We start from the raw sequence: 14,563 nt of genomic DNA, 5'->3' as shown, positions 1-14,563 counted from the left end.
TTTAGCAAAACGTGTAACAACAGATTGAGCAATTTTATTGCAAATACTGAAAATAAAAACTTCAATAAAATCAATAACTTTTCTGAACGTTTTTTATAGTCTTTATTGTATGCATTGAAAATAGAATTAAAACTCATCAAAAATAATTAATGAGTTTTAGTTTATTAAGATAAGTCAGTGAAATTTAGGTTATAACGATTAATTAGTTTTGGAGACAAACATTAATTTTTTTAGGATAAAATTTAAAATCACACCATAAAGAGGCAAAAAGAATAAGCCACAAATGATAATTTTAAAACTGTAATCCATTAAAGAAATTTCGACCCAATGATTTGCCATAAATTCATCGCTACTTTGATAAAAGGCAATAGCAAAAAAGACAATAGTATCAATACCATTCCCAAAGATAGCCGATGCTGTTGGTGCAACCCACCACGATTTATTTTTTCTTAAATAGTTAAAGACAGTAATATCCATCAATTGTCCAACTAAATAAGCTGCAAAACTAGCTAATGCAATTCGAAAAACAAAACTATTAAATTCCGTCAATGCCGATAAACCAACCCAATGTGTTTCAAAAAATAGTACGGAAATCACATATGAAAATAGCAATGCGGGGAGCATCACCACAAAAATTATCTTCCTAGCTAAACTCGCTCCAAATACCCGAATAGTTAAATCAGTGGTAAGAAAGATAAATGGAAAAGTAAACGCCCCCCAAGTGGTTTGAAAACCAAAAATATCAAATGGAATTTGTACTAAATAATTGCTGGAAGCGATAACCAAAATATGAAAAAACGAAAGCCAGCTTAGAGCCTTGATTTGCTGTGCGTGAGTAAATTGGTTTATATGTTCTGAATTAGCGTTCAGGTGCATAAATTTGTCCTTTTTAATGGGGTAAGTGAACCCAGTGTTTCAATTAATTTGAATGATTAAGGTATTCTGTTAATCCTTTATCTCGAAGAATACAGCTCGGGCATTTGCCGCATCCACCATCAACTCCGTAATAACAAGTATGAGTATGGTCACGGACATAACCCAAATAACCCAGTTTATCAGCCATTTCCCATGTTTGAGCTTTAGTCAAATACATCAAAGGGGTGATAAGATTGAAATTATAATCCATAGCAAGATTCATCGATACATTCATTGATTTAATAAAAATATCACGACAATCAGGGTAGCCACTAAAATCGGTTTCACAAACGCCAATAATAATGTCACTAATACCGTGTTGCTTGGCATGACAACCAGCTAAAAGCAAAAACAGCATATTACGTCCATCCACAAAAGTATTAGGGTAATCGCCTTCTTTGGCTGCGGTGATTTTTTGTGAATCATCAATCAAAGCATTATTGGTCGTCTGTTTAATCACCGAGGTATCCACTACTGTTTGCTTAACGCCAAGATCTTCAGCAATCCACTTGGCTTTTTCAAGCTCAATAGCATGACGTTGACCATATTGAAAGCTGATGGTTTCGACGTTTTCACGACCATAATCAGTAATGGCTTGCAGTAAACAGGTAGTAGAATCCTGCCCACCAGAAAATATCACTAGTGCTTTACGAGTTTGCATTGAGAGTTTCCTGTTAGGGTAAATTGAATTAGCGATTATCGACTTTTTCAGGATAAAGATCGTGATTAGCCAAACGGCTCATCGCTATTTGTTCCCAATTAGTGCCGGCTTTACCATAATTTGCATAAGGATCGATAGAGATTCCACCGCGAGGGGTAAATTTTCCCCAGACTTCAATATATTTAGGATCCATTAGTTTAATAAGATCTTTCATAATAATATTGATGCAATCTTCGTGGTAATCACCATGATTACGAAAGCTAAATAGATATAGCTTGAGTGACTTACTTTCAACCATTTTAATATTAGGTACGTATGAAATATAAATCGTCGCAAAATCAGGTTGCCCAGTGATAGGACAAAGACTAGTAAATTCTGGGCAATTAAACTTAACAAAATAATCGTTAGTTGGGTGTTTATTATCGAACGTTTCGAGTATTTCAGGACAATAGGTTGTAGGATAGCGAACAGATTGATCGCCAAGTAGTGTAACTTTATTCATAATTTTCCTTAGTTTTTTAGCGTGGGAGGTTCACGAACCACGTAACAAAGCGCACACCATACTCTTTTTAAATAAAAAAGTCTAGTTATAAGCGCTTTATCCTAACTTAGATGATTGAAAATATAAATATAATAACCCACATGGAGCAAGCACCCAACTAAAAGCAAAGCATATTACCATTGTAAAGAATTTAGTAACGAGCCATGTTTCTGTACTTACAATGAAAGTATTATCACCAACGATATAACTAATAACATTTTCATAAACAAATCGAGAATATGGATATAAACCCCATAATATTAAAAGAGCTATCACTGTATATATGCTTTCAGGCATTTTAAATTTGAAGATCAGGGTACATAAAGGAGGAAGAGTAATTATAAAACTAAATAAATATTGTCGTATTAAATACCTTGCCGATAAACCGCCGAATGTTTTCTTCCAAAAGCTAGCCATTAAAATAACCTTATCCATTGTATTGAAAATGCTGAATATTTTATATTCTATTTTCATATATGTAAATATATTGAACATATTCAACGCTAAATCAGTGACAGTAAATAAGGTGTTAATTATGCTTGAATTCACATCCTTATTTAGCTTGAATTTCTTTATAAAATTCAGCTAATTTAGTTTTAGCTTCTCTCAACTCTTTTTGAGCTTCACTTAATTTTAGCTTTTGTTTAGCTATTTTTTGGGAGTCTCTTTTTGCTTGCGCTTTAGCTAAAGCTTGCTCTTTTTCGGCAACTTTTTTAGTCTTTTCAATTACTTTTTCGGTGTATTTAGCTTTTAAATCATCATCATTACAATATGTATTGATATCATGTAATGCTTTTTCAAGCCCTTGAGCTTGGTGCAAGTTACCCGCCTTTTTTGCCTTATCAATTTGTTTTTCCATAATGTGTTTTTTGCTAAAACAAGTTACACCTTGATATTCGTCATGATTTGCTGCATAAATATTAGGTATAAAAGCGATAGCTGTTAATACTAAAAAAATTAACTTACAAATTGATCTTATTGTTAATTTCATATCGATCTTCTTCCCCTTTTTAAATTATTTTCTTAATTGAACACAATCAACTTTATGATCTTTGCCTTTAGTTAGGATAAGGCTGGCTCTTTCCCTTGTTGGTAGGATGTTTTCTATTAAATTCAATTCATTAATTTCATGCCAAAGACGGTTTGCGATGTTAAGCGCTTCTTGCTCTGGCAATTTTGAGTAATGATTAAAATAAGAATTGGGATCGCTAAATGCTCCTGCTCTAAATTTTAAAAAACGATTGACATACCAATTGTGTAGCAACGAAACATCGGCATCAACATAAATTGAGAAATCAACATAATCAGAAACAAAAACACGATTATTGGCTTGTGCATAATTTACAGCGCCTTGTAACACATTTAATCCCTCAAGAATTAAAATATCAGGGCTATCGAGAATAATTTGTTCATTTTGAACAATATCATAAACTAAATGAGAATAAACGGGGGCTTTAACCTGTGCTTGGCCAGACTTAATATCAGCAACAAAATTGATCAGTTTTTTAATATCATAAGATTGCGGAAAGCCTTTTTTATTCATTATTCCACGTTCTTCAAGGCATTTATTGGGGTATAAAAAACCATCAGTTGTCACCAAAGCCACTTTGCGATGCTCAGGCCAACGAGATAATAATGCTTGCAATACACGAGCTGTAGTACTTTTCCCCACAGCAACGCTTCCTGCTATACCAATGATATAAGGAATTTTTTGGCTTTTGCCTAAAAATTTAGATAAAACAGCCTGCCGACTAAAACTATTACTAATGTAATAATTAAGCAATCTGGATAAAGGTAGATAGATATCACTTACTTCATCCATTGACAGATCTTCATTAATGCCTTGTAGAGAGACTAACTCGTCACAAGTTAATGTCATTGGCTCTGCATTACGTAAGCTAGCCCACTCTTTACGACTAAATTGCATATAAGGGCTTAAATGATTGTTCATGTTTTATGTTTCTCTATTGCAATTAATTCTCAAATAGTTGGCTCAGATTATACATAAATCTCATTTTTTACAATCACAAATTAGCATTGATGCTTCATCATAGCTATCTGGTCAAGTTACTGTTAAAATACTAGCTAAATCTTTAACTCTGGTATTAAATTGAGATTGTATGTTAAAAAATAAATCGAAACAAAAAACTAAGAAAAGCCGTCAAGAGATCAATGAAGAATCTCGTGAACTAAAGCGTAAACGCAAACATAAAGGTTTGCCAAGTGGTTCCCGCTTTAATAATCAAGAAAATAACAAGAATAAAAATTCGACAAAAACAGTCAAAGATCCACGTGTGGGTAGCAAAAAGCCCATTTCCTTAATTACGGAAACTTCAAGTAATGTCACACAAGCTAAACAACCTACTAAACCAACTAAAATGGTTTTATCATCAAATTTATCTCCACAACAAGAGTTAGAACAACTAGAAAATGATCCAAAATTAGATAAGTTACTGGATTTAGTCGAGCAAAATAGCAAACTAACTAAAGAGCAACAAACTTATCTTGATAGTAAATTAAATCGAATTGATGAGTTAATGCAACAGCTCGGTTATACTGACGACGATTTTGATGATATTGAAGATCAAGACGACAAGAAAGAAGATATTGTTAGTTTGTTAAAACGAAACTAATGGTAGGAAAATATAATTAATACTCATGATTGTATATTTCTGATATGCGAGCTGGAATGCCATTGTAATAGTTAAGTTTCGGCTCGTGATTTAATGTCACAACCTTTATTTTTTATGCCTCTAATTAATAACTTAAAAGCGAGCGAATCATAATGCCAATATTAATTATGCTAAGTTTATATTTTGGGTTATTAATTTGCACATTGTTATATTTAAATAAAACCAATCAAATAAAAATTAAAACAAAAATTAGAAATCATCGAAAACTGATAAGAAAATTCGATAAAAATAACAGCACTAAACAGAGATTTAAACGGAAGTAACAGCATGACTGATATGCAATTATGGGATCAGGGGTTAATTGAAAAATATAACTATTCTGGTCCAAGATATACCTCTTATCCTACTGCACTTGAATTTAATGAAGATTTTAGCAAACAGGACTTTTTATCGGCCGCCACACGTTATCCTACAAAGCCATTATCGCTTTATGTACATATCCCGTTTTGCCATAAACTTTGTTACTTTTGTGGTTGTAATAAACTCATTACTCGCCAAACAAAAAAAGTCACCAAATACCTCGATATTTTGGATATTGAAATTGCCGAACGGGCAAAATTATTCAAACAACGCACAGTGACACAAATGCACTGGGGAGGGGGTACGCCGACTTTTTTAACTGATGATGAAATTACTCGGCTGATTACTTCGCTAAAAAAGCACTTCAATTTTGCGGATAATGCCGAACTGTCGATCGAAATCGATCCTCGTGAAATTACGCCACAAACCATCGACCACTTAGCGAGTGTTGGTTTTAACAGGTTGAGTATGGGGATTCAAGATTTTAACCACGAAATCCAAAATCTAATTAATCGCAGACAAGATGAAACACTAATACGTTCTCTTATTAATCAGGCACGAAAAAATCGTTTTCACTCTATTAGTCTAGATCTAATTTATGGTTTACCCAAGCAAACCGTAGAAAGCTTTACCGAAACGCTCAATAAAGTGATAGATATTTCACCCGATCGTTTAAGTGTATTTAATTATGCTCATTTACCAAATCGTTTTGCCGCGCAACGTAAAATTAAAGATGATGATTTACCGAATGCCAACCAAAAATTGCGAATTTTACAAACAAGCATCAAAAAATTAACCGATGCTGGTTACCACTTTATTGGTATGGATCATTTCGCCAAACCCGCTGATGAGCTGGCTATTGCTCAGCAAGAAAATAAATTACACCGCAATTTCCAAGGTTACACAACGCAAGGAGATGCGGATTTACTAGGGCTGGGTGTGTCAGCCATTAGTATGTTAGGTGATAGTTATGCGCAAAACCAAAAAGATCTGAGTAGCTATCAAAGTCAAGTTGAACAAAAAGGTCATGGGTTATGGAAAGGATTTAATTTAAATCAAGATGATATCATTCGTCGAGATGTAATCAAGCAACTCATTTGCCACTTTTATTTAGATAAAAAAGCAATAGAAGAACAATTTCATATCCAGTTCGATAACTATTTTGCTGAAGACTTAAAACTACTCGCTCCATTGCAACAAGATGGATTAGTCACAGTAAATGACAAGATAATTAAAGTTCAACGTAAAGGGCATTTACTGATACGCAACATTTGTATGTGCTTTGATATTTATATGCGAAAAATGGCAAGGCAGCAACAGTTTTCCAGAGTTATTTAATTTGATATCATTTTTCAAATCACTGAAACAACGCGAGTGATTCCTATAAAATAAATATTATGATAAGATTTAGTCCAATTTAATAAAAGAAAGTAATAACTTGTTAATTTTATTGTGTTATTAAAGGTTAACCTTTAATAACACAATTTTAGTTTAGACATGAAATTTTTATTTTAGTAAGGAGTATATTGATAAAATGGGATTGACGAATAAATTAGTAGAAGTATTTCCAACTCGCCCTTTAAAAGTTATGAAACTAAAGCAAGAAGGCTCACTTCATCAAATAAGAAGAATAGGTGCAGCAATAATTTTATTTGTGTTAGCTATGTTTATGGGCATAAGAAATTATCCTGGATTAATTGATGATTATAAAATATCACGGAATCCAGTTGTGGTTAACTATGATGTAGAAGGAACATGTCGTGCAAAACGTGCGGTTGATAACTGTTCAGTGAAAATTACCACTGATACAGGACAAGTTATTAAGCGTGATTATACTTTCATTGGAGGGAAAAAAGGAAATTATCAAGTTGTAACTGTGGCTTCTGCCGATGATCCATCACTAGTAACACTCAATTTAGCTATTGATAATATGCGAACTGTATTTGTGGCTACTACTGGTCTTATTCTTTTGTTGTTATTGGTTACATGGATGAGTTTAGGATGTTTTTTAAGAACACATAAAATGACAAAAGTTATCAAGGAAATTAATGGGCAAAAATTAACACCTGTTATTGTGCCAGTTAAATTAGTCTCTTATGGTAAAATAATAACTGCTTTATATCGTGCAAACAATGCACAAGGAATAAATGCTAAATATGCAGCCAATTTTAATAAAGACTCAAACGGTGGACCAATCATTATAGGTGATAGGATTAGAAATAAATGTAATGCGTTGGCCGTAGTCGGTGAAAGCAACTCTGTTCCTATTCTTCTTGATCAAGAATTTACGCGCTGTGATTTTACCTATAATGAAATGCAGGCATTAAAAGAAGCCCTCTCATAATCTAGATATGATATCAATAATAGTGAAATCAATTTAAATCTAACAACTATTTACATTTTAAAATAAAGGGGTGATAAAATCGCCCCTTTATTTATAAAACTTGTGATATGTATTGCAACGCATCCTTTTCTTTAAAAAATAAACAAACCTCACTTATTAATGGCTTGCTAAATAAACTTTAAATTTAGTCGTTTGGGCTATCACTTCAACACATTTGAATGTTTCATCTAAAATGGCTTGATACGGTAAAAATGAATTTGCCACAATGCACAAATAACCATTTAATTTTAAATGTTTTTTAGCTTCCTTAATTAAGGAATTAACCGCAGTGTAACTGGTTTGTTTACCATCATGAAAAGGGGGATTCGAAACAATAAGATGATATTTATCATTTAAATGAGAAAAAACATCACTGGCTACAACGGCCCCATTTACACTATTACTAGCTAACGTCATTTTGCTTGACTCAATTGCTGCGCTACTAACATCGGATAACGTCAGTTCTATATCAGGGCATAATTTACCAAGCACTGTAGATAATATACCCGAGCCACAGCCCACATCCAATACATTGCCTTTTATAATATCAGCATGATCTATTAATGCATTTAATAATAACTCACTGCCTGCATCTAACCCTTTTTGGCTAAATACACCTGGCAAACTTTTAATTTCGATATCTTGATTTTCAATAGTTAAATGATAACTTAACCACCACTCATTAAGATCAAACGCTAAACGGCTTTCTGCCTGAAAATGATATAACCCACAACGTCTTGCGCTATCTATTTTTTGAATTGTCCCAAAATCGCCTAATAAAGATTCAACACTTTTTACGCCTGTGCGATTTTCACCAATAATAAAAATATCACTCCCTTTAGGCATATTATGTAATAAATACGATAGCTGAAACTGCGCTTCACTTTTCGTTTTGGGCCAATAGTAAATCAGTGTGTTCATTCCAACGTAAAAATCCGCTTCTGGCAACAATGAAAAATAGGTATGATTGCCTCGTGCGCTATTTTTTAAACGTAAATACGTATGAAATTGTGTGCAATGAATCTTAACTTGATTTGCTGACATAACCGATGGATAACTATCTTGGATATCACCTGCTATCACCACATTTTTATCGTTAAAAAATGCTTGGCGGCGCTCAAGAACCTGACTTGCAGGAGTAAAAGTGGATATGGCCATATTTCCTCGATGAAAAACCTTTATAAATTGATGCGTTGATTATACAATTAACCACCTTTAATCTCTAATAAAAAACTTAAGTCGATAATGACGCAACAAGATTGGTACCTAAAGCAATGCAATATAACGCAGTATGTTTTGCGCAGACCAGCCGTATTGAAAGGTGAAGTATCCACACACATTAGTGACGAGATTCGTTTAATCGTTGTGGCCGAACAAAAACCAACGCAAAAAATCTATTTTGATATTTTAAATGCTATTCGTCTTACCGAAGAGCAAGTACTGGTCTTAACGCCTTCACAGCTTATTATACCTGCTAGTGAGATTAAAACCGTGGTTTGGTTTATTGATATTAAACCTGATGAGCATTGGGAGCATTCACTTACAATTCAAACCATAAGTTTAGACTTACTTGCAAATGCATCACAACAAAAACGCCAACTTTGGCAACAATTATGTCAATATGAAAACGATTTCCACCCTAACAAAAAATGATTTAACCAAAGCCTTCAAATTAGAACAGATCTGCCATGCGATACCGTGGTCAAAACAGACATTCTTTTCAAACCAAGGGAATGGGTATTTAAATTTTAAAATAACTGTCGATAATCAGCTAGTAGGATTTTGTATCTGCCACCAAGCATTCGATGAAGCTGAGTTATTTAATATCGCTATCCATCCCAATTTTAGAAAACAAGGGCTGGCTAGAGATCTACTCAACCACTTGATAGAGAAATTAATAACCATAACATCGCCAAGCCCAATTACAACACTTTGGCTTGAAGTAAGGCAATCAAATTCACCAGCAATAAGACTATATCAATCATTGGGTTTTAACCAAATAACAGTTCGAAAAGGCTATTATCCAACAACTGATGGTAAACGAGAAGATGCAATTATTATGGCTTATACATTAGCTTTTTGACATCCTTCACACACTAAACAATGGGTGAATGACTACCACCACCGTCGTTTACCCTTTACATTTCATCCCAGAAAGCAAGATGTTACGGCTTAACGGATAAAGACATCTGAGAAAGTAATCATGCAAAGAAATACAGCCCTACTATTTGTCAATGGTGAGCCGCCGAAGTTTTACCCCAACAATTTAGATAGCTATACCTATATTGCAGCAACTGACGGCGCTTATCATAACTATTTGATTAACTCACCGATTATACCCAATTTTATTATTGGTGATTTAGATAGTTTCAATAATAACCTTACCATTCCAAAGCAAACTGAAATTATCCACACTCCCGATCAAAATAAAACGGATTTTGAAAAGGCAATCTTGTTTTTAGCAGATAAAGGCGTAACCACATTCGATATTTATGGCGCTTGCGGTCATGCTAGCGATCACTTTTTAGGTAATATTTCTGTTGCAATGAAATATTATCATCGATTTCAAATAACATTTTATGATAATTATTGCTATTTCTTTTTTGCCAAACGTTATCAAAAGATGACTAATGTAAAAAATCGTATTATTTCGCTAATGCCACTTTCAAAAGTGACTGGTTTAACTATCACAGGTTTTCAGTATCCCTTAACAAAGCAAACGCTATCATTGGGTGGATGTGTGAGTTTAAGAAACAAAATTATTAGTGATTTGGCTAAAATATCATTTAAAAACGGCGATTTAATCGTCTTTATTGAGGATTTACGTAATGTTAATTGACACACATATTTACATTACTTTACAATAATTTTCCCCAAAAAATAAGTATAATTTATTGGTCAAGGAAACTCACCATGCTTCTAAAAAAACTTTCTGTGCTTGTTTGTGCTTCATTTATTTCTTGTATATCTTTTGCACAGACCAATACCGAGCAACGTGAAACAGACAAAGTAATTGATACATTTCTCCAATGTGATAATCAGTTTTTTGAACAACTTGCTAAACACCAAGAATCAATCAACCAATATGTTGACTTAGCGACTACGCCTGAACAGGTAACCTATATTCCCGTTAAGTCTATTCAAAATCTTGATGAAAACCAAGTCATGTTTAAAAAAACACTTGAATATCATGGTTTAAAGATTATTGGTTATCGTAATATCTATATTCCAACCTCCTTGTATGGTTATTTTTTATATTGGGGTTTTATCTTTGATAATAATGAAATTGAGGTTAAAGGCGCTTTAAATAATATTAATTGGTTACCATACAATACCAATGTTTACATAGCAAATTCCCAAATTTATGATCACAAATTAAATCCAGCAACATGGCAAGACGATCCTTATGCTATTGATGGCGTTATACCAAGGATCGGAACTATTAATAAAGCACTTTACTTAGAACAAGTTGCCAATAACCAAAGTAGTATTTTTTGTTCTATCCAAGGTGATATAGAGAAAAAAGAACTATTTGTTATTCGACCAGATCTAAAACCAATTATTGAAAAACAAGAAGCCGAGCTTCAAGAAAAAATCAAAGCATATAAAGAAAAGATGCAAAAGAAAAAAGAAAAACAGGAACAGGAACAGGAACAACAACCTCAAACGCACATTAACCCTATAGAAACTACCTCAAAAGATGGAGATAATATTTAAATGAAAAAGGTCAGTTTATTTTTAATTCTCTTTTCTTTTGCCACATTTAGCCATGCTGCTGAAGAAAAAATCGATAATGACGCTAAAAAAAATGAAAATACAGCAGCTGAAAGCTTGAAAGATCCTAGAGTCGGTGAGCAATTCATTCCAATATCGAAATCGAACGAAGATGATATTGTTGGTTATTCTTTTTTAGATAGAAAATCGATTAAACTTCACCCTTTTAATACTAAAATCCGTGTATTTAGTGAAGTGACTAACTACAGTCCAGCATTAGTTCAAAAAAATAATGATGGTACTGAAACGCCTTATCATTCCATTAAAATTGATTATTATGCTAATTGCGATAAAATGGAATTAGCAAAGGGCAAACTCAGAACAATTGAAAACAACTTTGGCGATGGAACATTAGTCAATACAATTGAAATGCCAAATCGCTGGGTAAATACAAACCAAGGTAGTGAGCAATATAAGTTACTTGTTATTGGTTGTTCATTACCGCTAGCACCTTAATAATTAAATCTGTACCTATTTTACTCTTGCCACCTTGCTGTGTGGCAGAGCATATCTATTTATGCTAATATCATGCCATTATTTACCTAACCGATTATACTTTTATGAATACCGCACAATTCCATGCACTTACTGATGAGCTATTTAATAAACTTGAATTGTATTTGGATGATTATGCAGATAAGCATGATATCGATTTGGACTATGAAGCAAATGGCAATGTCATTACTGTTAGTTTTCCCAATGGCAGTAAAATCATCGTTAATACCCAAGAGCCTCTTTTTCAGGTCTGGTTAGCCACTCGTATACAAGGTTATCATTTTGAATATATAAATGATAATTGGATTTGTAATCGAACTAACCAACCATTTGACCAGATTTTTTCGGAATCTGTAAGAGAACAAGCAGATCAATAAGGTAGATTAAAATCGGGGATTAATTTAACGCTCAATCCCCGTTTCATCAGATAATTATAGAATCTTACTTAAAAATGAAGTTTACAGTAAGGTAAGATTAGCCAGTTTAACTACCAACCATTTAATTCCCTCATCAACAAAAGCAATTTGTACTCGCTTATGATCGCCGTCTCCATCAAGGTTAACAATCGTGCCTTCGCCGAAGCGGTTATGCAACACTTTACGACCTAATGTGTAACCATCACTTTGGCAAGTTTTCTTAATATAAGATTTTTGGCGATCACGATAAGGTTGCCTATCTTCATTGGAATCATAATATTTTTCTTTGCCTGATAAGGTAATATCGCCTCGATAACTAATTTCATTTAATTTATCAACAGGCAATTCCGCCAAAAAGCGGGAAGGTAAATTACGTTCTTCACGTCCATATAGACGCCTTAGCTCAGCTAATGAAAGGGTCAAAAATTTACGAGCTCGAGTAATACCAACATAAGCAAGACGCCTTTCTTCTTCTATTTTTTCAGGTTCTTGGGAAGAGCGTAGGGCTGGAAATAACCCTTCTTCTAATCCAACAATAAATACATTATCAAATTCAAGGCCTTTGGCTGAATGCAGTGTCATCAATTGAACTAAATCTTGCTCGCGATTTGCATCCCGGCTTTCTAGCGACGTATAAGCTAAAAAAGACTCTAAAACAGTCAATGTTTTACCCGTTTCGCTGTCTTCAATAACCGTGTTTTCATTAGAAAGATAAAACTGCTCAGCTGCGGATATTAATTCTTCAAGATTTTCTAATCTGGATTGACCTTTAATGCCAGGTTCTTGCTCATACATTTGCAATACACCAGATAATTTAATAATCGCGTCGAGTTGCTTATAAAATGGTTGCGTACCTACTTCATTAAAAATAGAATCTATCAACTCCAAAAAACGACTAATTCCCGAACACTGTCTTTCTGTCAATGCATTAGCTTGGATTAGCATTATACACGCTTGCCACAATGAAATATTATGTTGCTTTGCTGCCAATCTAACTTTATCTAGCGTAACATTACCAATACCTCGTGGCGGTGTATTGACTGTAGCTTCAAACGCCATATCATTATTGTGGTCGTGCAATAATCGTAAATAAGCAAGTGCTAATTTTACCTCTTGCCGTTCATAAAAACGTATAGAGCCATAAATCTGATAAGGTAATCCAGCTTGTAACAAGGTATCTTCAAAGATGCGTGATTGCGCATTATTTCGGTACAAAATTGCACAACTTGCATAATTTTCGCCTTCTTGATGCAGTTTTTTTATTTGACCAATAACAAACCTCGCTTCATCAACATCATTAAAGCCAACATAAAGCGAAATGAGTTCACCATTGCCTCTATCTGTCCATAAGTTTTTTCCCAACCGATTTTTATTTTGTGCAATTAATTTATTTGCTACATCAAGAATATTACCTGTCGAACGGTAATTTTGCTCTAATCGAATTATTTCAGTTTCAGGATAATCATTAATAAATAATTGAAGATTATCTGCATTAGCACCACGCCAACTGTAGATAGATTGATCATCATCCCCTACTATCATTACATTGGCAGTCCCACCTGCTAACTTTTGTACAAAGTGGTATTGAATATGATTTGTGTCTTGAAATTCATCAATGAGGATATTGCAAAAACGGTGATGACAATAAGTTAATACTTCATTATCACGGCAAAGCAGTTCATAAGCTCTTAGGATTAATTCAGAAAAATCAACATAACCAACTCTATCACAAATAGCTTGGTAATCGCGATAAATCGTTTGCCACATAACTTGTTTAGGATCTTCTGGAACAATATCGCCAGCACGTAACCCCTTTTCTTTTTGAGTGGAAATAAAAGCAGCACATTGTTTAGGTGACCATTGTTTTTCATCTATTTTTAATTCCCGAAAAATCCGTTTGATGAGCCGAACTTGGTCTTCAGAATCAATAAGTTGAAAATTTGGTGGCAACTTAGCTTGTTCAGGAAACATGCGTAATAAACGGTGAGTCAGCCCATGAAATGTCCCTACCCACATCCCATTAAAATAACTTTCGCCTACTAATGTTTGAATTCGCTCTTGCATTTCTGCAGCAGATTTATTGGTAAAAGTAACCGCAAAAATTGATCCTGGTGAATAATGTTTCTCAATACAAAGCCAAGCAATACGGTGAACTAAAACTCGCGTTTTACCACTCCCTGCTCCAGCAAGGACAATGGTATATTGATTATCGGTGGTGACTGCATTTTGTTGTTCTGTATTCAGGTCGTCTAATAATGATTTATTATTTTGCATTACGTTCATAACCTATTTTAGTAATCGAAAACATTAACCAGCATTAATGTCGAGTGTATTATTAATATTGTTATCATATCTTGAGCCACTATTGTCGACTTGCAGCCAAGA

At 33.8% G+C, this 14,563-nt stretch carries 16 protein-coding genes and 1 riboswitch; of the genes, 9 read left to right on the top strand and 7 right to left on the bottom strand.

Going from position 1 to position 14,563, the window contains the following annotated elements; translation table 11 throughout:
• Nucleotides 1-198 precede the first annotated feature (198 nt).
• The 5 genes from A9G41_RS10525 to coaA all read right to left on the bottom strand — a co-directional run bounded on the left by A9G41_RS10525 (nucleotide 199) and on the right by coaA (nucleotide 4,068).
• A complete protein-coding gene (locus A9G41_RS10525; protein ID WP_141673684.1) occupies nucleotides 199-849 on the bottom strand; it encodes a 7-cyano-7-deazaguanine/7-aminomethyl-7-deazaguanine transporter in 651 nt (216 codons plus the stop codon).
• A gap of 70 nt (nucleotides 850-919) precedes the next feature.
• A complete protein-coding gene (queC, locus tag A9G41_RS10520; protein WP_075539641.1) occupies nucleotides 920-1,576 on the bottom strand; it encodes a 7-cyano-7-deazaguanine synthase QueC in 657 nt (218 codons plus the stop codon).
• A 28-nt stretch (nucleotides 1,577-1,604) separates the two neighbouring features.
• On the bottom strand, nucleotides 1,605-2,078 hold the full coding sequence (queF, locus tag A9G41_RS10515) for a preQ(1) synthase (RefSeq protein WP_065567963.1): 474 nt from the start codon (nucleotides 2,076-2,078) through the stop codon (nucleotides 1,605-1,607).
• A 2-nt stretch (nucleotides 2,079-2,080) separates the two neighbouring features.
• Nucleotides 2,081-2,125, bottom strand: a riboswitch (PreQ1 riboswitch).
• A gap of 545 nt (nucleotides 2,126-2,670) precedes the next feature.
• A complete protein-coding gene (locus A9G41_RS10505) occupies nucleotides 2,671-3,108 on the bottom strand; it encodes a DUF1090 domain-containing protein (RefSeq protein ID WP_065653286.1) in 438 nt (145 codons plus the stop codon).
• A gap of 24 nt (nucleotides 3,109-3,132) precedes the next feature.
• A complete protein-coding gene (gene coaA / locus A9G41_RS10500) occupies nucleotides 3,133-4,068 on the bottom strand; it encodes a type I pantothenate kinase (RefSeq protein WP_065653287.1) in 936 nt (311 codons plus the stop codon).
• Between the two features lie 169 nt (nucleotides 4,069-4,237).
• Between coaA and yihI the strand changes: the two genes are divergently transcribed.
• The 3 genes from yihI (at nucleotide 4,238) to A9G41_RS10485 (ending at nucleotide 7,454) form a co-directional block, all read left to right on the top strand.
• Complete coding sequence (yihI, locus tag A9G41_RS10495) at nucleotides 4,238-4,750, top strand: Der GTPase-activating protein YihI (RefSeq protein ID WP_065567957.1); 513 nt, start codon at nucleotides 4,238-4,240, stop codon at nucleotides 4,748-4,750.
• A 327-nt stretch (nucleotides 4,751-5,077) separates the two neighbouring features.
• A complete protein-coding gene (gene hemN / locus A9G41_RS10490; RefSeq protein ID WP_075539640.1) occupies nucleotides 5,078-6,448 on the top strand; it encodes an oxygen-independent coproporphyrinogen III oxidase in 1,371 nt (456 codons plus the stop codon).
• Nucleotides 6,449-6,644: 196 nt separating this feature from the next.
• Nucleotides 6,645-7,454, top strand: coding sequence for a hypothetical protein (locus A9G41_RS10485; protein WP_065588459.1), 810 nt, complete (start codon nucleotides 6,645-6,647; stop codon nucleotides 7,452-7,454).
• Between the two features lie 156 nt (nucleotides 7,455-7,610).
• On the opposite strand, the gene rsmC is transcribed toward A9G41_RS10485, so the two are convergent.
• Nucleotides 7,611-8,645 carry a 16S rRNA (guanine(1207)-N(2))-methyltransferase RsmC gene (gene rsmC, locus A9G41_RS10480; protein WP_075539663.1) on the bottom strand — a complete coding sequence of 345 codons (1,035 nt, stop codon included), beginning with the start codon at nucleotides 8,643-8,645 and terminating at the stop codon, nucleotides 7,611-7,613.
• Between the two features lie 93 nt (nucleotides 8,646-8,738).
• On the opposite strand from rsmC, the gene A9G41_RS10475 reads away from it, so the two are divergent.
• The 6 genes from A9G41_RS10475 to cyaY all read left to right on the top strand — a co-directional run bounded on the left by A9G41_RS10475 (nucleotide 8,739) and on the right by cyaY (nucleotide 12,139).
• Complete coding sequence (locus A9G41_RS10475; protein ID WP_065581421.1) at nucleotides 8,739-9,146, top strand: DNA polymerase III subunit psi; 408 nt, start codon at nucleotides 8,739-8,741, stop codon at nucleotides 9,144-9,146.
• Entirely contained in the window at nucleotides 9,115-9,576 is a 462-nt protein-coding gene (gene rimI, locus A9G41_RS10470; RefSeq protein ID WP_065653289.1) for a ribosomal protein S18-alanine N-acetyltransferase, read from the top strand. Before A9G41_RS10475 ends, rimI begins: the two co-directional genes overlap by 32 nt.
• A gap of 120 nt (nucleotides 9,577-9,696) precedes the next feature.
• On the top strand, nucleotides 9,697-10,332 hold the full coding sequence (locus A9G41_RS10465) for a thiamine diphosphokinase (protein WP_065588457.1): 636 nt from the start codon (nucleotides 9,697-9,699) through the stop codon (nucleotides 10,330-10,332).
• Nucleotides 10,333-10,406: 74 nt separating this feature from the next.
• Nucleotides 10,407-11,210 (top strand): hypothetical protein, encoded by an 804-nt coding sequence (locus tag A9G41_RS10460; protein WP_075539639.1) that lies wholly within the window; start codon nucleotides 10,407-10,409, stop codon nucleotides 11,208-11,210.
• Nucleotides 11,211-11,723 carry a surface-adhesin E family protein gene (locus A9G41_RS10455; protein ID WP_065581425.1) on the top strand — a complete coding sequence of 171 codons (513 nt, stop codon included), beginning with the start codon at nucleotides 11,211-11,213 and terminating at the stop codon, nucleotides 11,721-11,723.
• 104 nt (nucleotides 11,724-11,827) lie between these two features.
• The gene (cyaY, locus tag A9G41_RS10450) at nucleotides 11,828-12,139 is read left to right on the top strand and encodes an iron donor protein CyaY (protein WP_065581426.1); all 312 of its coding nucleotides are present in this window, start codon (nucleotides 11,828-11,830) and stop codon (nucleotides 12,137-12,139) included.
• A gap of 81 nt (nucleotides 12,140-12,220) precedes the next feature.
• On the opposite strand, the gene uvrD is transcribed toward cyaY, so the two are convergent.
• On the bottom strand, nucleotides 12,221-14,452 hold the full coding sequence (gene uvrD, locus A9G41_RS10445) for a DNA helicase II (protein ID WP_065588455.1): 2,232 nt from the start codon (nucleotides 14,450-14,452) through the stop codon (nucleotides 12,221-12,223).
• Nucleotides 14,453-14,563 lie beyond the last annotated feature (111 nt).

Source organism: Gilliamella sp. Nev5-1 (assembly GCF_001690895.1).
Classification (GTDB): Bacteria; Pseudomonadota; Gammaproteobacteria; order Enterobacterales; family Orbaceae; genus Gilliamella; species Gilliamella apicola_C.
The sequence above is the reverse complement of the archived record's forward strand: the minus strand, read 5'-3'. Positions and strand labels throughout refer to the sequence as shown.